The sequence below is a fragment of the Haemophilus sp. THUN1691 genome, assembly GCF_059704425.1.
The window spans coordinates 1292459-1315506 of record NZ_AP046578.1 but is presented as its reverse complement, the minus strand read 5'-3'; the positions used below and the strand labels follow the sequence as shown (position 1 = coordinate 1315506).

The window sequence follows — 23048 nt, the reverse complement described above, 5'->3', positions numbered from 1 at the left end:
CTGTTTGGTTTTAATCAATTTATTCATCTAAAAGCGTAAGCATTAAAAACGGTAGCTCACATTAAATCCAGTTGTGACATGACTGGTTCTAAATCCTTCTGGCTTTTTAATTGGAACACCCACAAAATAATCATAGTTAATGCCCCATAGTTTGCCACGAAGTCCAATTGCGCCCCCCATTAAGCTATCACCAATTTGAAGCTCTTCTTGGCTAGAGTGCACCTTACCTCGGTCAATCCCTAAATAAAGCTCATGTCCCTTGTTAGCGATATTCCAATCTAGCTCATTTCGCCATAACCAACCTTTTTCACCGGAAAGTGATAGCTCGCCATCAAATCCTCGCACGGTATAACGCCCCCCAATACTAAATTTATCTTGTTGTGTTAAAGGTGTGCCGTTCCATTGTCCATTCCAGCTGGTGTTAAAGCGGAAAGGTTGATTGCCGATAGTGAAAGGATAGGTAAAATCAACGCCTGCAGTAAAAATCTGCATACGGGAAGTGCCTTCACCAAACGCCTCTTCCGGTGCAGGTAAGGATTTATTCCCACCCGTACCACGTTTATAGTTCGCAAACAGTTGTAATACGGTTTCACCAATGTATTGGGTGTGATTAAGCCCCACTTCCCAACCTGCGGTACGACGACGTTGCACTTCAATTTCAGTGTCATTGATGTAGTTATGAGATTTTTTCGTCCATAACGCGGCATTCACATAGGTTTTATAAAGACTTCCACGAGATAATAAGCGACTTAAGTTCGCTTTCATTTGTTGGCTTTCACCTGAATAGGTATAAGACTCAAATGCACCCGCTACCGTTTGGTGATAAGAATATTTTGAACCAGAAAGCGTTAAGAGATAGTTCTTCCAAGGAATAGAATAATAGAGACTGAGGTTTTTACTGCCATAATCCCCTTCCGCATCATCGCTATTACGTTTAAAGCTGCGTGTACCACTGATATAGAACATATCATTAAGTGTGAGTACATTATCCCAAGAAAACGTGGCTGAACCCTGTAAACGACCCGTAGCTTTACTGCCTGAGTCATCTAACCCTAAGGTTAAATGAAAAGGTAAGCTTTGCTTATAAGCAATTACCACGTCTGTTTCACCTACCGCATCCGTTGGCACAAGCTCCATATTCGCATCAGCACTCGGTACACGTTTTAAGTTTTCTAAACCTTGTTCAATATTGCGAATATTTAACACATCACCTTCTGCCATTGGCATGGCAAACCATAAGGTACCACGGGTGGCAAACGGAATCGCACTTTGGTCTTGTAATTGAATACGACCCACTTTACCCGGAATCACGGTTAACACGAGCATACCTGAACGCAAATCCTGTGGCTCTACCACCACGCGGGTAGTGACATATCCCAAATCAATTAAACGATTTTGAATACGACGAAGTAATACATTAATCCCCTCATAGCCAATACAAGCAGGCAGCGCAAAATCACGCCCAGCATAAACAGACTTTAATGCCCAAGAGAATCGGCTTGGTTGGATTAATTTAAGGGAAGAGGCTGATGGATTTTCTTCTTCAGCTTGGTAATCGGTCAGCACTAATTGATTGATAGGAAAACATTGCGCTTCATTCTGCGGAAAGCCTAGAGGGGCTTCTTTTTCCCCCTCTAAACGCACATTTGCAGATTGTGTTTGCTGGGCTAAAATAGCCGCATCTTGTTCGGCTTGTTGCCTCTGTTGTTTAGCATCGATTTGTTTTTCTAAATTGGCATTTGGTGAGCTTGGCGCTGAAAAACCAAAAGGTGAAATAAATACTAAACTAGAAAGAAAAAAGTGTGAGGATTTTTTCATTGTTACCTAAAGATAAAGTGATTAATAAATTATGGTTGATAAGATATCAAAATCTATTTAAAAAAACCATAAAGTTTACATAGGTAATTTCTGTTATTTTTCATTAGTTTAAATATAAAAAAAATCTGCATCAAACTTGAGCTTGATGCAGATCATTTACTTATTGGCTATTAATATAAAATTAATTACCTAATTGAACTGGCTCAACTTTCCAAATTCTCTCTGCGTACTCTTTAATCGTGCGGTCAGATGAGAAGAAGCCCATATTCACGATATTTTGAATGGTGCTTTCAATCCATTTGTCGCGTTGTTTGTATTTTTCATCTACGGCTTTTTGCGTTTCTACATAACTACGGAAATCAGCGAAAGCTTGATAATAATCGTGATATTGCAAGCCTTGTAATAATTGATGATAACGTTGAGGCTCTTCTGGTGATAATTTACCTTCAATGATTTGATCCACGACTGTGCGTAATTGAGCATCATTTTGATAGTATTCAAATGATCGATACCCTTCTCGACGAAGTTGCTCAACTTGTTCCACAGTGTTGCCAAAAATAAAGATGTTATCTTCACCCACGTTTTCTAAGATCTCAACATTCGCACCGTCAAGAGTACCAAGTGTCAATGCACCATTTAAGGCAAACTTCATATTACTAGTGCCAGAAGCCTCAGTGCCTGCAAGTGAAATTTGCTCTGAAATATCCGCTGCTGGAATAATTAACTGGGCAAGGCTTACGCTGTAATTTGGAATAAATACAACTTTTAAACGGCCTTTCAAACGCTCATCATTATTGATGACATTCGCAACATCATTAATTAAATGGATCGTTTGTTTCGCAGCATAATAAGCCGAAGCTGCTTTACCAGCTAAAATAAATACGCGTGGTTGCCAATCTTGTTCAGGATTAGCAAGCATTTCATTGTAGCGAGCAATAATATGCAATACGTTCAACATTTGACGTTTATATTCGTGAATACGTTTGACTTGAACATCAAATAACGCATATGGATCAAGTTCAATACCTAATTCAGATTTCACGTATTCTGCCAATTTCACTTTGTTAGCAAATTTAATATCCGCAATCGCTTCTTTAAATGCTTTTTCTTGCGTAAATGGTTTAAGTTTTTCGATTTGACTTAAATCACAACGCCATTCTGAGCCGATGTATTTATCGAATAAGTCTGCCAATTGTGGATTCGCAACGGCTAACCAACGACGAGGGGTAATACCGTTTGTCACATTGGTAAAGCGTTCTGGGAAAATACGAGCAAAATCTGCAAAGGTTGAAGTCACCATTAAATCAGAATGGATTTCGGCAACCCCGTTGATTTTGTGTGAACCTACCACGGATAGCCATCCCATACGCACTTTACGTTGATAACCTTCTTCAATCAATGAAACTCGACGAATAAAATCGTTATCCGTGGTGACGTAAGAACGAACATACTCTAAGAAATGATCATTGATTTCAAAAATCATCTGTAAATGACGTGGCAAGATTTTTGCCATCATTTCCACTGGCCAAGTTTCTAATGCTTCTGACATTAAAGTATGGCAGGTGTAAGAGAAAATGTTACGCGTCATCTCCCAAGCTTTTTTCCATTCAAAACCTTCATCATCTACTAAAATTCGCATTAACTCAGGAATTGCTAACGCTGGGTGGGTATCGTTTAAGTGGATCGCCACTTTATCTGCCAAGTTTTCAAGGCTATCGTGGGTGCGTTTGTGACGGCGTAAAATATCTTGAAGTGATGCAGAGACTAAGAAATACTCTTGACGTAAACGCAATTCGCGACCATTCCAAGTAGAATCATCTGGATAAAGTACGCGTGATAGGTTTTTATTTGCGGAGTGTTCTTCTAATGCTGCTAGGTGTTCACCGCGGTTAAAGTCTGCAAGATTAAATACTTCACCTGCATGAGCAGACCATAAACGTAATGTTGCTGCAGAATTGTTTTGATAACCCGGAATCATTTGGTCGTAAGCAAGCGCGGTCACTTTTTCGGTATCTTGCCAAATACATTTTTGGCCTTCGAAATGAATGTTTCCACCAAATTCTACGGTAAAACGTTTAGATGGACGAATAAACTCCCAAGGTGCACCTTTTTCAAGCCATGCATCTGGGCGCTCGACTTGCTGACCATTTTCGATTTTTTGGCGGAACATACCATATTCATAACGAATACCGTAGCCCATACCCGGTAAACCAAGGGTCGCAATAGAATCCATAAAGCAAGCGGCTAAACGACCTAAACCGCCATTGCCTAAGCCCGGATCAACTTCTTTTTCTAAAACTTCTTCTAAATCGACATTTAATTCTGATAAGGCTTCTTGTGCTAATCCATAAATACCTTCTGCAATCATGGCATTAGAAAGGGTACGTCCAATTAAGAATTCCATTGAAAGGTAGTAAACACGGCGAGAATCTTCCGCTCGAGTTTGACGCGCAGTGGTGATCCAACCCTCTGTTACTAAGTCACGCACAGCGTGGAGTGTTGCATTAAGCCAATCGCGTTGGCTTGCTTCACGCGGAGAGCGACCAATTAAAAAAATAAGCTTATAAACAATTGATTTTTTGATTGCCTCAACAGTCATTTGTGGGCGATTGTATAGGAATGGAGAATCAAAATTATCCATTATCATAAGTAAAACCTCGGTTTGAATGTTAAAAAATTATCTATAATAAAAGAGATGTTGATTTAAAAATTCACGCACATTTCAAAAAATCAATCGAAATAGACCGCTCTTTGTATCCGAGAACCTTTATACCTCTAATAAATTCGTTCGAATTTTATGCTTATTTTGTCGAAAAACAAGCATAATCACAGAGCTTGCAACAATAATCTACAAACAGACTGTTGCTCTTAACGTTTATAAATAAAACTACAAACGTTCATAAAGTGCACGATATTGTTCTGCTGCTTTACGCCAGCTGAAATCTTGTGCCATCGCATTCGCTCGCAATGCTGACCAGACTCTCGGTTTTTGCCAAATATCAAACGCTTGTTGAATGCTTCTGCGTAAATCTTCAGCTGTCGCTTGCTCAAACACAAAACCAGTTGCTGTACGATCTTTAATATTTTCCGGTGTGCTATCCACCACCGTATCGGCTAAACCACCCGTTTCACGAACAAGAGGAAGTGTGCCATATTGCAAACCATAAAGTTGTGTTAAGCCACAAGGCTCAAAACGGCTTGGCACTAAAATCACATCACCACCTGCCACTAATAAATGTGACAGTGTTTCATCGTAACCAATTTTGACTGCAACATTTTGTGGATAACGTTCAGCAAGCTCACGAATACTTTGTTCAAAGTGCGGTGCACCAGAACCTAAAATCATCAACTGGCCGCCTTGTTTTACAATTTCATCCGCACTTTCAATCAATAAATCCACGCCTTTTTGTTCGGTTAAGCGGGTTACCATCACAAATGCCAATGCATTTTCATCTTGCGGTAAATTAAAATAAGCTTGCAGTTCAACTTTATTCTGTTTTTTACCTGCCATATGTTTCAATTTGTAACGATGCTGAATATATTGATCGGCATTTGGATGCCAAATATTTTCATCTACACCATTAAGAATCCCCACTAAACGCCCTTGAGATTTTAAACCAGAAAGTAAACCTTCCAAGCCATAGGCAAATTCAGGTGTTGTAATCTCTTTAGCATAAGTCGGGCTCACTGCTGTGCTCGTATCGGAGTAAAATAAGCCAGCTTTTAAATAGGAAATCTGTCCAAATAGCTCTAAACCATCAACATTAAACATGCCTGCTGGTAAGCCAATTTCAAATAAATGCTGATAATGGAATTGTCCTTGATACGCTAAATTATGTATTGTAAATACCGATTTTGCTGGGCGGCCTTTATTAAATAAGTACGCGGCACATAAACCTGCATGCCAATCATGAGCATGAACCACATCCGCACGCCACCAGCTATCTAAACCAGTAGATAATTCAGCGCCAACCCAACCAAGTAAGGCAAAGCGTTTATAGTTATCACCATAATCATTATAGTAACAATCGTGATATGGATTTCCCTCACGCGCATATAAATGTGGCGCATCGATTAAATAAACGCCCATGCCATTATATTCGCCATAGCGCAACACAACATGTCCCGCAAAATTATCAAATTCAGCCACAACTTGTGTATTAGAAATACCTGCTGAAATCGCTGGATAAGCAGGCAATAAAATGCGTGCATCAAGCCCTATTTGATTTTGGGCTTGTGGCAAAGCTCCTAAAACATCGGCTAAACCGCCTGTTTTGAGGAGCGGATAAAATTCTGAGCAAACGTGTAAAACTTTCATTTAATTTTTATTTTCCCTATAAAACATACATAACGCTCGATCAACTGCCCTCTTTGCTAAAGAGTGGCTATAAAGTGCGGTCAAAATTTACCGCACTTTTTTTCATTATTAATCTAAATGCTCTTCAGAGACAACTTCTTCCCCTTCTAATTTTTTCAGCATTTTCGGAGTAACTAGAATCACTTTACCGGTTGAACTAATACGGAAACGTTTTTTATCTTCTTCCATATTCACACCAATTTCCATGCCATCTGGAATGATACATTCACGGTCGAGAATACAGTTTTTCAATATACAATTCTTACCGATTTTAACTTGTGGCAATACCACGCAATGATCCACTTTTGAGAAAGCATCAATTTTAACGCGATCGAATAGCACAGAATTACTGATAGAGGCATCAGTAATCACACAACCACCGCCAATTAAAGAATTATCGACTGGATGAACATTTGAATTTTTGTAGAAGAATTTTGACGGGTAAGCTTGAATTGGATTACCGCGAATTGGCCAACTTTGGTCATAAATATCAAGCTGTGGATTTTCAGATACTAAATCGATATTAGATTGCCAGAAGCTATCTAATGTACCCACATCACGCCAATAAATTTCACCTTCAGTATTACGTCCCATGCAAGAACGGCTGAAAGGATGCGCATAAAGGGTTTCTTCTGCTAAACATTTTGGTAATACATCTTTACCAAAATCGTGGCTAGTTTGTGGTGTATTGACCTCTCTCTCCAACATTTTGTAAAGATAATCTGCATCAAATACATAAATCCCCATTGATGCGAGTGAAACATCAGGTTTACCTACCATTGCTGGCGGATCTTTTGGTTTTTCAACAAAGGCTTTGACTTTTAAATTTTCGTTTACCGCCATGACACCAAATTCATGTGCTTCAGAGCGAGGTACTTCAATACAGCCCACCGTACATTTTGCACCGCTGTTAACATGATCCATCAACATGACGCTATAGTCTTGTTTATAAATATGGTCACCTGCCAAGATCAAAACATATTTAGGGCGATAGTGATCACGAATAATCGCCATATTTTGATAAACAGCATCAGCAGTACCACGATACCAAGTTGAATCATCAATTTGTTGACGAGCAGGAAGCATATCAACAAACTCCCCCTTTTCTTGTGGTAAGAAAGACCAACCAGTTTGCAAATGACGAAGTAAAGAGTGTGCGGCATATTGAGTCACTACCCCAATTCGGTTTAAACCAGAGTTAATACAATTAGAAAGTGCAAAATCAATAATACGGCGATTACCACCAAAATAAAGGGCTGGTTTTGCACGCTTATCCGTAAGTTCATGCAAGCGTGAACCACGTCCACCCGCAAGAATAAGCACCAAAGTATTTTTAACTAAATCATATTTGTTAAGGTCGCCAGCTTTCATAAGGATCTCCATAGTCTTATAGTTATTCGTCACTCAGCATACAAAAGCCCATTGAGCTAAGCTCTGCTTGTTGTGCATCGAGGGTTAAATTATGTGTGCCGATTTGAGATGTCCATTTTCCATCAGGTAAGTGAAACGCCTGTCCTTCGGCTTTGGCATTAATCAATAAAAGACAATGCTTATCTAAAACTACTTGTAATGCTTTGGTTTGTTGATTTTGCCAATCGTCAAGTGTCATCTGGTTACCGTGAATGTTAAACCATTGCACATTGTCACCTGACCACCATTGATTCCGATTTAAACTACCAATTTGCTTACGCGCTGCAATCGTTTGCTTGGTAAGTTCAAATAATTCTTCGTTAAAATTTGCCCATTTCAGCCAAGTAATCTCGTTATCTTGGCAATAGGCATTATTGTTACCATATTGAGTGTTGCCGAACTCATCGCCCGCCAAAAGCATAGGCGTGCCATTCGCCAGCAATAAACTCATTAATAATCCGCTTTGTGCAAAAGTGCGGTTATTTTCCACCGCACTTTTTTGCGGTTCAGAAAGGGATTCTGTAGAACCTTCTACCCCATGGTTATAACTGTAATTTTCATTGCGACCATCACGATTTTCTTCGCCATTTGCTTCGTTATGTTTTTGGTTATAACTCACCAAATCTTGCATAACGAAACCATCGTGGGCGGTAATAAAATTAAGTGTTGTGTGTGGCAAGCGGTCATTTTTCTTAAATAAATCGCTAGAACCTGAAAAACGTTCAGCAAATGCGCCGATTTCGCCACTTTTCCATAGCCAAAAACGGCAGAGATCATCACGGAATCGGTCGTTCCATTCTGCAAAATAACTTGGGAAATTGCCGACTTGATAACCGTAATGTCCAATATCCCACGGCTCGGCAATCAATTTAATATTTTGTAAACTTGGCTCATTTTTTATGTCAGTAAAAAGCTGAGCTTGTGCATTAAAATCTGGTGTATCACGCCCAAGCACGGAGGCTAAATCAAAACGGAAACCATCAATGTGGCATTGCTCCACCCAATAACGCAGGCAATCTACGACCCATTTTCGCCCTACATCAGAGGATAAATTGAGCATATTGCCGCAGCCTGTCCAATTGATATAACGCCCTTGATCGTTGCGCCAATAGTAAGTTTGATCATCAATGCCACGCTGGCAGAATGTTGGGTAAGTTTGCTCTGATTCTGCGGAATGGTTAAATACCACGTCTAAAATAACTTCAATGCCTGCCTTGTGAAACGCCTTTACCATCGCTTTAAATTCAGCTAATGGATTATTTGTTGCCGCATATTTAGGTTCTACCGCAAACATAGCTAAGGGATTGTATCCCCAATAATTTTGTAAGCCTCGTGCCTGTAAGTGCGGTTCATTTATATGGAAATTTACAGGCAGCAATTCCACAGCAGTCACGCCTAATTCTTTTAAATAAGCTAAATTGATAGGATGACTTAAGCCCGCATAGGTGCCCCGAAATTCAGCGGGAATCTTGTCGTTAAGTTGGCTAAAACCTTTGACGTGCAATTCATACACAATGGTTTCAGACCAAGGCGTATTGGATGCGGTATCATTTTCCCAATCAAAATCTTCTGAAATAATCACCGCTCTTGGCGCAATATGAGCATTATCGCGATGATCATTCATTAAAAACCAAGAACGACTTTCTTCAGTAGTTAAATCCGGTTTACCATTCACCGCTTTTGCATAAGGATCGAGCATTAATTTATTCGGGTTAGCATGTTCACCGTGAATGCGGAATCCATATTCTGTCCCAACCTCAACGCCAGCTACAGCTAAATGCCATACATTATTTGAGCGAACCATAGGAAAGCGCGTTTCCTTATCCCCATCAAACAGGCAGAGTTCAACACCACTCGCTGCAGCAGAGAACAGCGTAAAATTAGTCACCTTCATGCCATTCTCGGTGAATATTGAATAACCCATTGGTGCTGGTTTGCCGTTGTTATAAATCGTAAACATATTTTACAAATTGTATTTCAAATAAACTGTCGCCAATGGTGGAATAGAAATCGGAATCGAATTTTCTCGTCCATGGCTTTCAATTTCTTCACTTGTTACATAGCCAAAATTGCCCACGTTAGAGCCTTGATAATACATAGAATCAGTATTCAGAATTTCTTCATAAGTGCCTGCAACATTTACACCAATACGGTAATTATGGCGAGGCACAGGGGTGAAGTTACTGATGACGATAATGCGCTCACCATTTGAGCTGCGACGTTCAAAAGCAAATACAGAATTTGCCGCATCATCAACGACAAGCCAATCAAAGCCTTCAGGTGAATAATCCAATTCAAAGAGCTGTGAATTTTCTCGGTAAATATGATTCAAGTCTTTTACTAATTTCAATACCCCTTTATGCCAGCCACCACCGACATTTTCATCAAGCAAGAACCAGTCCAAACTTTCTTCGTAATTCCACTCACGACCTTGAGCAAATTCATTACCCATAAAGAGCAATTTTTTACCCGGATGCCCCCACATATAGCCGTAATAAGCGCGTAAGTTCGCAAATTTTTGCCATGCGTCTCCTGGCATTTTATCGAGGAGCGAATATTTGCCATGCACCACTTCATCATGGGAAAGCGGCAGCACAAAGTTTTCGCTGTATTGATACATCATCCCAAAGGTCATTTTATTGTGATGATATTGGCGATAAATTGGGTCAAGCTGCATATAGGCGAGCGTATCGTTCATCCAGCCCATATTCCATTTAAAATTAAAGCCCAATCCACCGTTTTCACTCGGGTGAGTCACACCAGCAAAAGAGGTAGATTCCTCCGCAATAGAAATCGCACCTGCCATTTCACTGTGGATTTTCCAGTTGGTATGTTTTAAAAATTCAATGGCTTCTAAGTTTTCACGTCCGCCATATCGGTTTGGAATCCACTCCCCTTCCGCACGGCTATAATCGCGGTAAATCATCGAAGCCACGGCATCCACGCGAATACCATCTACACCAAAACGTTCAAGCCAATACAGGGCATTACTGGATAAGAAATTTTTGACCTCATTACGTCCATAGTTATAAATTAAGGTATTCCAGTCTTGATGATAGCCTTCGCGAGGATCTTCATGCTCATACAAAGCTGTACCATCAAACGCGACTAAACCATGGGTATCACTTGGGAAGTGACCAGGTACCCAATCTAAAATCACATTAATTCCTGCTTCATGTGCACGTTTTACTAAACGACGGAATGCCTCAGGTGAACCAAAGCGACTGGTTGGCGAATAAAGTCCAAGTGGTTGATAGCCCCAAGAACCATCAAACGGAAATTCAGAAAGCGGCAAAAATTCAATGTGAGTAAAACCCATCTCTTTTACATAAGGAATGAGTTCATCAGCAATTTGATCGTAATCTAGCCAAAAATTATTTTCTAAATTACGACGCCAAGATCCTAAATGTACTTCATAAATGGAAATCGGTTGATTCGCTTGATTAGCTTGACGACGTTGTTCCGTCATTTCCACCACATTTGGTAACGCACTCACTTGCGATGCTGTATCAGGGCGAAGTTGCGAACTAAAGGCAAATGGATCGGCTTTCAAACGAAGATTGCCATGACAATCAATTAATTCAAACTTATAGAGCTGTCCTAAACTGGCTTTTGGTAAAAAGAGCTCCCAAACACCACTTTTTAGATGAAAACGCATAGGATGACGGCGACCATCCCAATAGTTGAAATCACCCACAATAGAAACTCGTCTTGCATTAGGCGCCCACAAGCGGAAATTCACCCCGCTCACACCATCACATTCCATAAAATGCGCCCCAAGCACTTCATACGGGCGAAGCATAGAACCTTCAGAAAGTAGCCATTGTTCTAAATCATCAATCATAGGATGAAAACGATAAGGATCTTCGACTATTTGCGATTCATTGCCCCAAAAAACCTGTAATTGATAAGCAAAAAAATGACGACAATTTGGAATCACACCAACAAAAAAGCCACGCTCATCGACACAATCCAGCTCCGTTATTTCTTTACCACTTTCACGCTCAATCACCACCACTCGATTGGCATCTGGCAATAACGTACGGATTTCAATTCCTCGCTCAGTTTCGTGCATGCCAAGCGTAGCAAAAGGATCGCCATTGCTCGCATCAAAAAAACCATCAATAATTGTTTGTGTTACTGCGGTTGTCATATTTACTCCTTATACATTTCGCCCTTGGTTAATTTGCACAAAGAACGTTTTTAAAGCTTCATTGCTAAAAATAAACGCTAACGGCTGAGCAAGTTTCTTGCACCAGTTTGGGTATTCATTTGAGGTGCCCGGCAAATTAAAACTGATTTCTTGGCTAAGTAAATTTTCTAATTGCACACCAATCAATCGGCTATTACTTTCCGCCAAATAATGATGGATCATTCGGTTTAAATGATCGTGCATCGCCATAGAAAGCGCATCGCCTTCATAATGCGGCGGTAAATAATTATCACGATGTAAACTATTTAATAAGGCTTGTTTATCCATGACGCGTTGATCGTATTTTTGCTTGAGCACTTCCCCATTCAGAATACCGAGTTGATTAAATAATTCTAAATCACGGCAATGCCAAAAACTTTGTAATGAGGGAACATCATGCGTGCCAATAGTGGCATAAGCATTTCGAGGATAATCAGATATATGAGGAAATTCGCCATTTCGTTGGGCAAAATACAATACAAAATAAGAGAAAATTTGAAACTCGTTTAATTTCCACCGCACTTCATCAGGTACGGTGCCGAGATCTTCACCAATAATCAAACATTCATTGCGTACACTTTCAATGGCAAGAATCGCCATTAATTCATCAAAAGGATAATGTACATAAGCACCGTCAGTCGCAGTTTTTCCTTCTGGAATCCACCACAAACGGAATAAGCCCATAACATGATCGATGCGTAGCACACCGAAATATTGCATGTTGGCACGTAGCATATCGATAAATGGTGCAAAGCCATGTGCTTTTAGCACCGTTGGATTATAAGGTGGCAAATTCCAATTTTGCCCGACAGGGCCTAACGGATCAGGTGGCGCACCAATAGAAGCATTTACACAATATAAATCAGGATCACTCCATACATCAGCACTGCCACGAGAACTATTCACCGCTAAATCACCATAAATCCCCAACTTCATACCAGATTGTTTACAAAGATTTTGTAATGCGAAAAGTTGTTCTTCCGTAAGCCATTGCAACCAAGCAAAAAATTGGATTTGCTCATGATGTGTTTTTAATAGGGCTTTTCTTTTTGCCGCACTTAAATGCTGCCATTCCTTACGCCAGCCAAGCCAACCAATGGTATTTTCTTCTGCTTGATGGTCGGCGTGTTCTTGTAAATCTAATACATTAAATAAGCCCTGTAACAACAAAGGTTCACCTTTATTTTTTAAATAATCGGCAAAGATTGTTCGACGTGTCACAATTTCAGCTGATTGACTACGTTGAAAGAAATCAAACAAGGACTCAAGTGCGGTTAATTTTAAAGCCAAAATTGAAGAATAATCGATGCAACCACTCTCACGTAAAGCAGCAATTTTTGCTTGAATATCCTCACGCTTAAACCAATTTTGCACTGAACGGCAACGCTTAAATTCTGGTAACTCAGGAATGGCCAAATATAAGAAATTCAACCAACGACGAGAGGATGAACTATAAGGGCTAGTCCATTTTGGCACAGCAGGATACGGCAAATGTAATGGATTAATTCCCACATAATCTGCACCTTGTTTTGCACTTTGTTCTATCAAATAAGCTAAATCACCAAAATCGCCAATGCCCCAGTTTTGTTCTGAGCGTAAACTGTAAAGTTGTACATTCACGCCCCACACTTTTTTATTTTTTAATACGGGTGGTTGAAAAGCTGCTTTAGGAGAAATAAGTAAACGAACGCGGTACCCTTCAGTATCGGAAAAAATAGATAATTTATAATAGCCAAAAGGAAGTGGAGGCAAGGAAAGTGCGGATAAATTTGAAAGTGTTTTTTCTAACAGAATGACATTAGATTCATCAATCAGCTGATAACGATATTCCGCAGATAGTGGCAAATCTAGACGATTTAGTCGATAATCAATCGGTTCATTTTCAAACGCAGCCAGTACATCGTCAAACTGTCCTTTCGCTTTTGGCGGAGGTTGCAAAAGCTCAACAAAAGTTGAAACCGTCTTTTCATCTGCGAAAATAAGATGTCCATCAATATCATAATGAGAAAGCGCGATACCGCATTTTTCTGCTTTTTGTTTGAGAGAATCCGAGATTTGCATAGACACCACATGACAACTGTATAACTCTTGTTAGGGATTATAACCAAGCTGAAAGTGATGACAACCGGCTTTATTTAAAAGTGTGATCTTCGTCAATAATAAATTCAAACCAATCAATCACATCGCGTTCATGCACACCATTTTTGATTAAAACATCAGCATTTTTCAAGGAATCCGCATGGCCAGAAATGAGTGGATGCCATTCAGGGAGCGTTTTTCCTTCATAAAGCAAACGATAAGCGCAAGTGTCAGGCAACCAATGAAAATCAGGCAAATTCTTTTTGGTTAATTTCGTACAATCACTCTCAATCTTGAAACGTTCAGGATAATTACGACACTTTCCTGTGTCCACATCTAATAGATTGCAAGCAATGCGTGTGTAATAGAGTTTTTCACGCTTGCCTCGCCCTTGAATGTATTTTCGATAACAGCATTTTCCGCAGCCATCACATAAGGCTTCCCATTCGGATTCCGTCATTTCAAGGAGAGATTTTTTTTGCCAAAAATGAGATTCAAATTGCATAGTAAAACCAATAAAAAAGTGCGGTCAAAATTTACTGATTTTTGACCGCACTTTGTTGTTTAGAATTAGAAGCCTTCTTTTAAGCTTACGGTTAAGTTAAACACTAAGTGCTCTGGGCGGCTATCTTTGTTATCCGCACAGAAATAACCTTCGCGTTCAAATTGGTAACCTTTTTCTGGTTCCGCATTTGCGAGACTTTGTTCGACAAAACCGTGTTTTACCACTAAAGAGGTTGGATTTAACACGCTTTCGATTTCTTCTTCTGCACCTGGGTTTGGTACGGTGAAGAGGCGTTCATATAAACGGAACTCAGCTGGATTATTATGCACTGCAGATACCCAGTGAATTACCCCTTTTACTTTGCGACCATCTGCTGGATTTTTACCTAACGTTTCAGGATCGTAAGTGCAGAAGATCGTGGTGATTTCACCATTTGCATCTTTTTCAACACGTTCAGCTTTAATCACGTAAGCGTTACGCAAGCGCACTTCTTTACCTAATACTAAACGTTTATATTGCTTGTTCGCTTCTTCACGGAAGTCTGCGCGATCAATATAAAGCTCTTTCGTAAACGGTAATTGACGCTCACCTAATTCAGGACGATTCGGGTGATTTGGCGCCGTTAAGGTTTCTTCGCCTTCAAAGTTTTCAATCACTACGCGAACAGGATCAATCACCGCCATTGCGCGTGGTGCATTTTCGTTTAAATCTTCACGAATACACGCTTCAAGTGCAGAATATTCTACGACGTTATCTTGTTTAGTCACACCGATACGACGACAGAATTCACGTAACGAAGCCGGTGTATAACCACGACGACGTAAACCAGAAATCGTCGGCATACGCGGATCATTCCAACCATCCACAATGCCGTCGTTTACTAATTTCAATAACTTACGTTTAGAGGTTAACGTACCTTCTAAATTTAAACGAGAGAATTCATATTGATGCGGTAATGGACGTTCAATACTGATATTTTCCAACACCCAGTCATATAAACGACGGTTGTCTTGGAACTCTAATGTACATAGAGAGTGTGTAATACGCTCAATCGCATCAGAGATACAGTGAGTGAAATCGTACATTGGGTAAATGCACCATTTGTCACCAGTTTGGTGATGGCTAGCGAATTTAATGCGATAAATTACTGGATCACGCATGACCATAAATGGCGATGCCATATCAATTTTTGCACGTAAACTTGCTTTACCCTCTGCAAACTCACCGTTCTTCATTTTTTCAAATAAAGCTAAGTTTTCTTCAATAGTGCGGTCACGATATGGGCTGTTTTTACCAGGCTCGGTTAACGTACCACGATATTCACGCATTTCTTCTGGAGAAAGCTCATCCACATAAGCCAAGCCTTTTTTAATTAATTCAATCGCATAGCCATAAAGCGCATCAAAATAATCAGATGCATAACGCGGTTCGCCTTCCCATTTGAAACCTAACCATTCCACGTCAGCTTTGATGGAATCCACATATTCCACATCTTCTTTCACCGGATTGGTATCGTCAAAACGTAAGTTACATAAACCTTGATATTCTTTGGCTAAGCCAAAGTTTAAACAAATAGATTTCGCATGACCGATATGTAAATAGCCGTTCGGCTCAGGCGGAAAACGGGTATGCACGCTTTTATGTTTACCCGAAGCTAAATCTTCATCAATAATTTGGGTGATAAAATTGTGAGTGCGGGTATTTTCTGCACTTTCTAGAATTTCTGTATTGCTCATAACTTTCTCATAAATAGAAAAAATAATTTGCCATTCTATACGAAAAGCAAGGCTTTGTGAATTTGATCGCTAAACTAACCGCACTTTCTACTTAATAGCTTATGACTTTTTCAGCATTTTTTGTTTAGCCGCAAGATTTTTCGTGCAAAAAATAGAATAAATTATTACAATGCCGCCTTTCATGAACAATCGTTCAGTGATTTGTTTTATAATTGGGTTCGCAAGGGAATAATTTTGTAAAACACAAAAGTGCGGTTAAAATCATCCGCACTTTCCACTCATTTTCGTAAGAAGGAAAACTCAATGTTTAAAATGAAAAATATGACGCTTGCTTTGTTGATGTCTGGTGCATTAGTGGGATGTGCCAATATTGGCGATTCTTATCAAGCTAGCCTTGAAGATTACAAGCAATATGAAGAAATTACCAAGCAATATAATGTAAAAGAAAATTGGTGGTCATTGTATAACGATGCGCAATTAAATCGCGTCGTAGAACAAGCGTTAATAAACAACAAAGATTTAGCTAAAGCAGCTGTGGCAGTAAACCGTGCGCTTTATAGTGCAAATTTAGTGGGTGCAAATTTAGTGCCTGCATTTAATGGTTCAACTTCATCTGCAGCACAACGTCGAGTTGATACCAGTGCAAACTCTACCATTTCACACAAAGGTTCTTTAAATGTGAGCTATACATTGGATCTTTGGCAACGTTTAGCCAATGCCGCTGATGCTGCGGAATGGTCGCACAAAGCAACCGCAGAAGACATGGAATCTGCTCGTTTATCATTAATCAATTCTGTAGTAACAACTTATTATCAAATTGCTTATTTAAATGATGCAATTAGCACAACCAACGAAACGATCAAATATTACACTGACATTGGTAATATTATGCAAACGCGTTTAGCGCAAGGTGTGGCTGATGCGGTTAGCGTAGATCAAGCTCAACAAGCAGTATTAACAGCGCGTAATAACAAATTAAATTTTGAAACCCAACGCAAAACGGCTGAACAAACCTTACGCAATCTGCTGAACTTAAAACCAAACGATGCGTTAAATATCACTTTCCCACATATTATGAATGTGAAAACAGCAGGGGTGAATTTGAATGTACCAGTCTCTGTGATTGCAAATCGTCCTGATGTAAAAGCAGCACAATTCCGTTTAAGTAGCGCATTCAAAAATGCCAAAGCAACTCAAAAAAGTTGGTTCCCTGAAATTAATTTAGGTGGAAGTCTATCTTCAACAGCAAGTACTGTTGGCACGGCGTTACACAATCCTGTGGCTGCAGGCACGGTCGGAATTAGCTTGCCATTCTTAAATTGGAATACCGTAAAATGGAACGTTAAAATTTCTGAAGCTGACTATGAAACCGCGCGTTTAAATTACGAACAACGTATTACCACAGCTCTCAATAATGTGGATACCAACTACTTTGCCTTTACCCAAGCGCAAAATACATTAAGTAATTTACAGCAAACTCATAGTTACAATCAGCGTATCACGCAATATTATCGAAACCGCTATAATGCGGGCGTGTCCGAATTGCGCGAATGGTTAGTTGCAGCCAATACTGAAAAATCATCACAACTTGCAATTTTGAATGCAAAATATCAAGTGTTGCAAAGTGAAAATGCGGTATATAGCTCAATGGCGGGATATTACTCTCGTTAATAAAACCAAACATAGGGCGTTTTTAATCGCCCTTTTTAATATTACACTCCTCACTTAAGGTATAAACCTTACCAATAAATATCCCTAAAAATGAAAAAACAACTGACTTTTTATTTTATTCGTCATGGCCGCACTGTTTGGAACGAACAAGGATTAATGCAAGGCAGTGGAGATTCTCCATTAACAGAAGAAGGCATTAAAAGTGCGGTCAAAACTGGGCAAGCTTTACAAAATGTCGATTTTATTGCGGCCTATTCGAGCTGTTTACAACGTACCATTGACACAGCCAATCATATTATTGGAGATCGTAACATTCCCTTATTCCAACATCGTGGATTAAATGAACATTATTTTGGTAATTGGGAAGGAACAAATGTCGAACTGATTCGACCTTTGCCCGAATTCCAACAAATGATTAATGATCCTGCAAACTATAAAGCTGAATCTAATGGTGGAGAAACTTATGAACAACTAGCCAAACGAGCCATTGCAGCTTTACAAGACATTATTAAAGTTCATCAAGAAGGGAATATTTTAGTGGTATCGCATGGCCATACCTTGCGTCTATTGATTGCTTTACTCAATGGCGCAACTTGGCAAAATCACCGAGATAAAGACAAATCAGTATCTTTATTAAATACTGCTATTAGCATCATGCATTATGACAGTGAAAAAGGCTTTAGCCTTGAAAAACTAAATGACACAATGCATTTACAATAGGTAAAAAAAAGCCCCTAAATCATTAGGGGCATCAAAAAGGAATTTATGAATAAAATCTCTAAAGTTTAGCTTTATCAAAGGAATCTCGATAAAACGAGGTCATTATATTGACTAATCTAAAGAATAGCAAGAAAAATCTTTACATTTCTTTACAAATCTTTACGCTTCTTTACAGATCTTTACATTTCAACATTTCGATAATTACTTGGACCGTCTTTTCCATGCCTTGTAAAGAAACCAACTCATGTTTACTATGGAAATTATAGCCACCAGTAAAAATATTCGGGCATGCTAAACCTTTAGATGCTAAAAATGCCCCATCTGTACCGCCTCGAATCGGCTTATGACTTGGTTTAACCCCTACCGCTTTCATTGCGCGATCAGCAAGTTCAATTGATTGAGGAACATTTTTTACCACATCATACATATTTTGGTAGCTATCTTGAATTTCTAACTCAATAGGTTTTTTCAAACCTTTCTTAGCATTAAATTTTTTCACCTGACTTTTAATAAAAGCTTTTCTTTGTGCGAAATTATGCTCATCAAAATCACGAATTAAATAAGTGAGCTCTACTTGCTCAATATCGCCAGAAAAATCTTCTAAATGATAAAAGCCCGCTTTCCCATCTGTTTTTTCTGGTACTTCATCAACTGGAAAAACTTGCTGGAACTCGCAAGCTAAAGTCAGTGCATTCACCATTTTTCCTTTTGCGTAACCAGGATGAATACTCCGCCCGAAAAACCGCACTTTTGCTGTGGCAGCATTAAAGTTTTCGTATTCTAATTCCCCTACTTCTCCCCCATCAATGGTATATGCCCAATCACAGTAAAACTTTTCCATTGGGAAATAATGGATACCCAAACCAATTTCTTCATCAGGCGTAAAAGCAACGCGAATATTGCAATGAAGAATATTCTCTTTTTGAAGAATGGAAAGTGCGGTCATAATTTCTGCAATTCCCGCTTTATTATCCGCCCCAAGCAAAGTGGTTCCATCGGCAACAATCAGAGTCTGCCCTACCAATTTTTGCATAAAAGAATAATAAACAGGGCTAATAAACTCCTCGCCAATACCTAATGCAATATCTCCGCCACGATATTGTTCTATCACTTCGGGGCGTACATTTTTACCACTACATTGCGGAGATGTATCAAGATGCGCAATTAAACCAATGGTTTTCGTTAAGTTAGGATCATTAGCGGGTAAGAATGCTGTTACCACCGCGTATTTACTTACTTCAACATTCTCCAAACCAAGCTGGATGAGTTCTTTTTGCAACTGCATGGCTAACTTCATTTGCCCGACTGAGCTGGGGGAATGCTTCGCATTAGGTTTTGATTGGGTGTCAAAAGACACATAATGTAAAAATCGTTCTAAAAGTTCTGTTTTATCTGTTTGAGAAATCATATTCTCACTCCTTTTAAAAATATCTTTTTTAGTTTAACGAGAAAAATAGAAAACATCTTGATATATAACAATATTTATAAGATTAATGACGTAAAATTCATCTAAAGTGCGGTTAAATATCTTGTTATTTTTATGAACGGCAGTTTTTTTACTTTCTAAGGTATTAAGTCCTTTTAATTATTAACAATTCACTATATCATAGGCGTCTATTTTTATATGTCGCCCCTGCAGTCTTGCAGGTTTTATTTCTACTCAGTACCAAATCATTGGTGAAATTAGGGAGAAAACCAAAGCTAGTGGAAAATCAGCTTCAAAACAAGCCTATTATTGAGCTTCGTTCAATCAAAAAATCCTATGGTTCTAACACCATTATTAACGATTTCAATCTTACAATTAATAACGGTGAATTTGTCACTATTCTTGGCCCTTCAGGCTGTGGTAAGACCACAGTTTTACGCTTACTTGCAGGCTTAGAAGAATTGGATTCAGGTAGCATTATTTTAGATGGTGAAGATATCACCAATGTGCCTGCGGAAAAACGTCATATTAATACGGTATTCCAAAGCTATGCGCTATTTCCACATATGACAATTTTTGAGAACGTGGCTTTTGGTTTGCGTATGCAAAAAGTACCAAACGATGAAATTAAACCGCGTGTTTTAGAAGCCTTGCGTATGGTACAGCTAGAAGAAATGGCAGATCGTAAGCCAACTCAACTTTCTGGTGGACAACAACAACGTATTGCCATCGCTCGCGCCGTAGTAAATAAACCAAAAGTGTTGTTACTTGATGAATCTTTATCTGCATTAGATTACAAATTGCGTAAACAAATGCAAAATGAACTCAAAATGTTACAACGTCAGCTTGGTATTACCTTTATTTTCGTTACCCACGATCAAGAAGAAGCGATTACAATGTCTGATCGTATTGTGTTGTTGCGTAAAGGTAAAATCGCACAAGATGGTTCTCCACGTGAAATCTATGAAGACCCAGCTAACTTATTCGTTGCTCGTTTCATTGGCGAAATTAACGTATTTGAAGCAACGGTGATTGAACGTAAGTCAGAACAAGTTGTACTCGCGAATGTTGAAGGTCGAGTTTGTGATATTTACACAGACATGCCTGTTGAGAAAGATCAAAAACTTCAAGTACTCCTTCGCCCTGAAGATATTGTGATTGAAGAATTAGATGAAAATGAACATTCTAAAGCGATTATCGGCCACATTGTTGACCGCACTTATAAAGGAATGACATTAGAATCAACGGTAGAATTTGATCATAATGGCATGCGTGTACTTGTAAGTGAATTCTTTAACGAAGATGATCCACATATGGATCATAGCGTAGGTCAACGCGTAGGCATCACATGGCATGAAGGCTGGGAGGTTGTTCTCAACGATGAAGATAATCAATAATAAATTCCAGAAAATTACTGTTGCGATTATCTTCAGTTGGCTCATCTTCTTTGTGTTGATTCCAAACTTATTGGTATTCGCCGTAAGTTTTCTGACTAGAGACGGTAGCGACTTTTACGCTTTCCCAATCACCATTGAAAACTACACAAACTTGTTTAATCCGCTTTATGCACAAGTTGTGTGGAATTCATTGTATATGTCGGGCATAGCTACCATTATTTGCTTATTAGTTGGCTATCCATTTGCTTTCATGATGAGCAAAATTAATCCTAAATATCGACCGCTCTTATTATTCCTTGTGGTTTTACCATTCTGGACAAACTCGTTGATCCGTATTTATGGAATGAAAGTGTTTCTCGGTGTGAAAGGTGTACTTAACACTATGTTGATGGATATGGGAATTTTGAGTGAACCCATTCGCATTTTGAATACAGAAATTGCGGTAATCATTGGCTTAGTTTATTTACTATTGCCATTTATGATTTTGCCACTCTACTCTGCGATTGAGAAATTAGACGGTCGCTTATTAGAGGCTGCAAGAGATTTAGGCGCAAATGCATTCCAACGTTTCTTCCGTGTCATTTTACCACTAACCATGCCAGGCATTATCGCGGGGTGTTTATTAGTATTATTACCGGCAATGGGTATGTTCTACGTTGCAGACTTACTGGGCGGAGCAAAAGTATTGCTAGTTGGTAACGTAATTAAGAGCGAATTCTTAATTTCTCGTAACTGGCCATTTGGTTCTGCAATCAGTATTGGTTTAACTGTTCTAATGGCATTGTTGATTTTCGTGTACTACCGCGCGAACAAACTATTGAATAAGAAAGTGGAGTTAGAATAATGGGTCGTTTACTACGTAATGCATTTATGTTTGTGGTATACGCTTATTTGTATATCCCAATCATTATTTTGGTCACCAATTCCTTTAACGAAGATCGTTATGGTTTAAGTTGGAAAGGCTTTAGCTGGAACTGGTACGAGCGTTTATTTAATAACGACACCTTAATACAAGCAGCAATTCATTCGGTAACTATTGCATTTTTTGCGGCTACCCTAGCTACTATTGTAGGTGGATTAACTGCAATCGCACTTTATCGCTATCGATTCCGCGGTAAACAAGCGGTAAGCGGTATGTTATTTATCGTCATGATGTCTCCAGATATTGTAATGGCAGTATCTTTACTTGCATTATTTATGGTTGTGGGTATTTCATTAGGTTTCTGGTCTTTATTACTGGCTCATGTGACCTTCTGTTTACCTTATGTGACCGTAACTATCTTCTCTCGATTAAATGGCTTTGATTCTAGAATGTTAGAAGCAGCGAAAGACTTAGGTGCAAGCGAAGTGACTATTTTACGTAAAATTATCCTTCCTTTAGCATTACCTGCAGTTGTATCTGGTTGGTTATTAAGTTTCACTATTTCATTAGATGATGTTGTGGTCTCATCATTCGTCAGCGGTGTAAGTTATGAAATCTTACCATTGAGAATATTCTCTCTGGTGAAAACCGGTGTAACACCTGAAGTTAATGCTTTAGCAACTATTATGATTGTGCTTTCACTGGCTCTTGTAGTTTTAAGCCAGCTAATTACACGAAAAAATAACCATTAATAAACAAAAGGTTTCACAAACCTTTGAATTTAAAATAGAATACGCCTTGACGCACAATCAAGGCGTTTTTTTATGCCTGTCATTCGACAGGTGGTTTTTTTACGACTCTTTACGGAGAACAAA

15 protein-coding genes are annotated in these 23048 nt (G+C 39.1%); 5 read left to right on the top strand and 10 right to left on the bottom strand.

All coding sequences use genetic code 11. From position 1 onward, the window contains the following. Nucleotides 1-42: 42 nt before the first annotated feature. From AC6H0J_RS06290 to glnS, 9 genes are all read right to left on the bottom strand, one after another. Entirely contained in the window at nt 43-1818 is a 1776-nt protein-coding gene (locus AC6H0J_RS06290; protein ID WP_497513169.1) for a ShlB/FhaC/HecB family hemolysin secretion/activation protein, read from the bottom strand. 181 nt (nt 1819-1999) lie between these two features. Then, nucleotides 2000-4465: a glycogen/starch/alpha-glucan phosphorylase gene (locus AC6H0J_RS06285; protein ID WP_497513167.1), complete on the bottom strand. Its 2466-nt coding sequence runs from the start codon at nt 4463-4465 to the stop codon at nt 2000-2002. 240 nt (nt 4466-4705) lie between these two features. Next, on the bottom strand, nt 4706-6136 hold the full coding sequence (gene glgA / locus AC6H0J_RS06280; protein WP_497513165.1) for a glycogen synthase GlgA: 1431 nt from the start codon (nt 6134-6136) through the stop codon (nt 4706-4708). Nucleotides 6137-6244: 108 nt separating this feature from the next. Beyond that, entirely contained in the window at nt 6245-7546 is a 1302-nt protein-coding gene (glgC, locus tag AC6H0J_RS06275; protein WP_005627058.1) for a glucose-1-phosphate adenylyltransferase, read from the bottom strand. Between the two features lie 22 nt (nt 7547-7568). Further along, on the bottom strand, nt 7569-9545 hold the full coding sequence (gene glgX / locus AC6H0J_RS06270; RefSeq protein ID WP_497513162.1) for a glycogen debranching protein GlgX: 1977 nt from the start codon (nt 9543-9545) through the stop codon (nt 7569-7571). A gap of 3 nt (nt 9546-9548) precedes the next feature. After that, nucleotides 9549-11738 carry a 1,4-alpha-glucan branching protein GlgB gene (gene glgB / locus AC6H0J_RS06265; protein WP_497513160.1) on the bottom strand — a complete coding sequence of 730 codons (2190 nt, stop codon included), beginning with the start codon at nt 11736-11738 and terminating at the stop codon, nt 9549-9551. 9 nt (nt 11739-11747) lie between these two features. Beyond that, the gene (malQ, locus tag AC6H0J_RS06260; RefSeq protein ID WP_497513159.1) at nt 11748-13838 is read right to left on the bottom strand and encodes a 4-alpha-glucanotransferase; all 2091 of its coding nucleotides are present in this window, start codon (nt 13836-13838) and stop codon (nt 11748-11750) included. 70 nt (nt 13839-13908) lie between these two features. Beyond that, nucleotides 13909-14361, bottom strand: a complete 453-nt coding sequence (locus AC6H0J_RS06255; protein WP_497513157.1) for a YcgN family cysteine cluster protein — start codon at nt 14359-14361, stop codon at nt 13909-13911. Nucleotides 14362-14426: 65 nt separating this feature from the next. Next, the gene (gene glnS / locus AC6H0J_RS06250; protein WP_497513156.1) at nt 14427-16097 is read right to left on the bottom strand and encodes a glutamine--tRNA ligase; all 1671 of its coding nucleotides are present in this window, start codon (nt 16095-16097) and stop codon (nt 14427-14429) included. A 303-nt stretch (nt 16098-16400) separates the two neighbouring features. On the opposite strand from glnS, the gene tdeA reads away from it, so the two are divergent. Beyond that, entirely contained in the window at nt 16401-17768 is a 1368-nt protein-coding gene (gene tdeA, locus AC6H0J_RS06245; RefSeq protein WP_497513154.1) for a toxin/drug exporter TdeA, read from the top strand. A gap of 90 nt (nt 17769-17858) precedes the next feature. Continuing rightward, nucleotides 17859-18488: a histidine phosphatase family protein gene (locus tag AC6H0J_RS06240; protein WP_118816946.1), complete on the top strand. Its 630-nt coding sequence runs from the start codon at nt 17859-17861 to the stop codon at nt 18486-18488. Nucleotides 18489-18657: 169 nt separating this feature from the next. On the opposite strand, the gene pepT is transcribed toward AC6H0J_RS06240, so the two are convergent. Then, the gene (gene pepT / locus AC6H0J_RS06235) at nt 18658-19896 is read right to left on the bottom strand and encodes a peptidase T (protein WP_118816947.1); all 1239 of its coding nucleotides are present in this window, start codon (nt 19894-19896) and stop codon (nt 18658-18660) included. 296 nt (nt 19897-20192) lie between these two features. Between pepT and potA the strand changes: the two genes are divergently transcribed. The 3 genes from potA to potC are packed head-to-tail and all read left to right on the top strand — an operon-like array spanning nt 20193 to nt 22925. Continuing rightward, nucleotides 20193-21311 carry a spermidine/putrescine ABC transporter ATP-binding protein PotA gene (gene potA / locus AC6H0J_RS06230; RefSeq protein WP_005645368.1) on the top strand — a complete coding sequence of 373 codons (1119 nt, stop codon included), beginning with the start codon at nt 20193-20195 and terminating at the stop codon, nt 21309-21311. Beyond that, nucleotides 21295-22155 (top strand): spermidine/putrescine ABC transporter permease PotB, encoded by an 861-nt coding sequence (gene potB / locus AC6H0J_RS06225; protein WP_005638601.1) that lies wholly within the window; start codon nt 21295-21297, stop codon nt 22153-22155. Before potA ends, potB begins: the two co-directional genes overlap by 17 nt. Then, nucleotides 22155-22925, top strand: a complete 771-nt coding sequence (gene potC, locus AC6H0J_RS06220; RefSeq protein ID WP_118816948.1) for a spermidine/putrescine ABC transporter permease PotC — start codon at nt 22155-22157, stop codon at nt 22923-22925. The genes potB and potC overlap by 1 nt, the downstream gene beginning before the upstream one ends. Nucleotides 22926-23048 lie beyond the last annotated feature (123 nt).

Bases quoted from the DNA above. Each gene is read 5' to 3' on its own strand.
- AC6H0J_RS06290 (WP_497513169.1), bottom strand. From the start codon at position 1,818: ATGAAAAAATCCTCACACTTTTTTCTTTCTAGTTTAGTATTTATTTCA.
- AC6H0J_RS06285 (WP_497513167.1), bottom strand. From the start codon at position 4,465: ATGATAATGGATAATTTTGATTCTCCATTCCTATACAATCGCCCACAA.
- glgA (WP_497513165.1), bottom strand. From the start codon at position 6,136: ATGAAAGTTTTACACGTTTGCTCAGAATTTTATCCGCTCCTCAAAACA.
- glgC (WP_005627058.1), bottom strand. From the start codon at position 7,546: ATGAAAGCTGGCGACCTTAACAAATATGATTTAGTTAAAAATACTTTG.
- glgX (WP_497513162.1), bottom strand. From the start codon at position 9,545: ATGTTTACGATTTATAACAACGGCAAACCAGCACCAATGGGTTATTCA.
- glgB (WP_497513160.1), bottom strand. From the start codon at position 11,738: ATGACAACCGCAGTAACACAAACAATTATTGATGGTTTTTTTGATGCG.
- malQ (WP_497513159.1), bottom strand. From the start codon at position 13,838: ATGCAAATCTCGGATTCTCTCAAACAAAAAGCAGAAAAATGCGGTATC.
- AC6H0J_RS06255 (WP_497513157.1), bottom strand. From the start codon at position 14,361: ATGCAATTTGAATCTCATTTTTGGCAAAAAAAATCTCTCCTTGAAATG.
- glnS (WP_497513156.1), bottom strand. From the start codon at position 16,097: ATGAGCAATACAGAAATTCTAGAAAGTGCAGAAAATACCCGCACTCAC.
- tdeA (WP_497513154.1), top strand. From the start codon at position 16,401: ATGTTTAAAATGAAAAATATGACGCTTGCTTTGTTGATGTCTGGTGCA.
- AC6H0J_RS06240 (WP_118816946.1), top strand. From the start codon at position 17,859: ATGAAAAAACAACTGACTTTTTATTTTATTCGTCATGGCCGCACTGTT.
- pepT (WP_118816947.1), bottom strand. From the start codon at position 19,896: ATGATTTCTCAAACAGATAAAACAGAACTTTTAGAACGATTTTTACAT.
- potB (WP_005638601.1), top strand. From the start codon at position 21,295: ATGAAGATAATCAATAATAAATTCCAGAAAATTACTGTTGCGATTATC.
- potC (WP_118816948.1), top strand. From the start codon at position 22,155: ATGGGTCGTTTACTACGTAATGCATTTATGTTTGTGGTATACGCTTAT.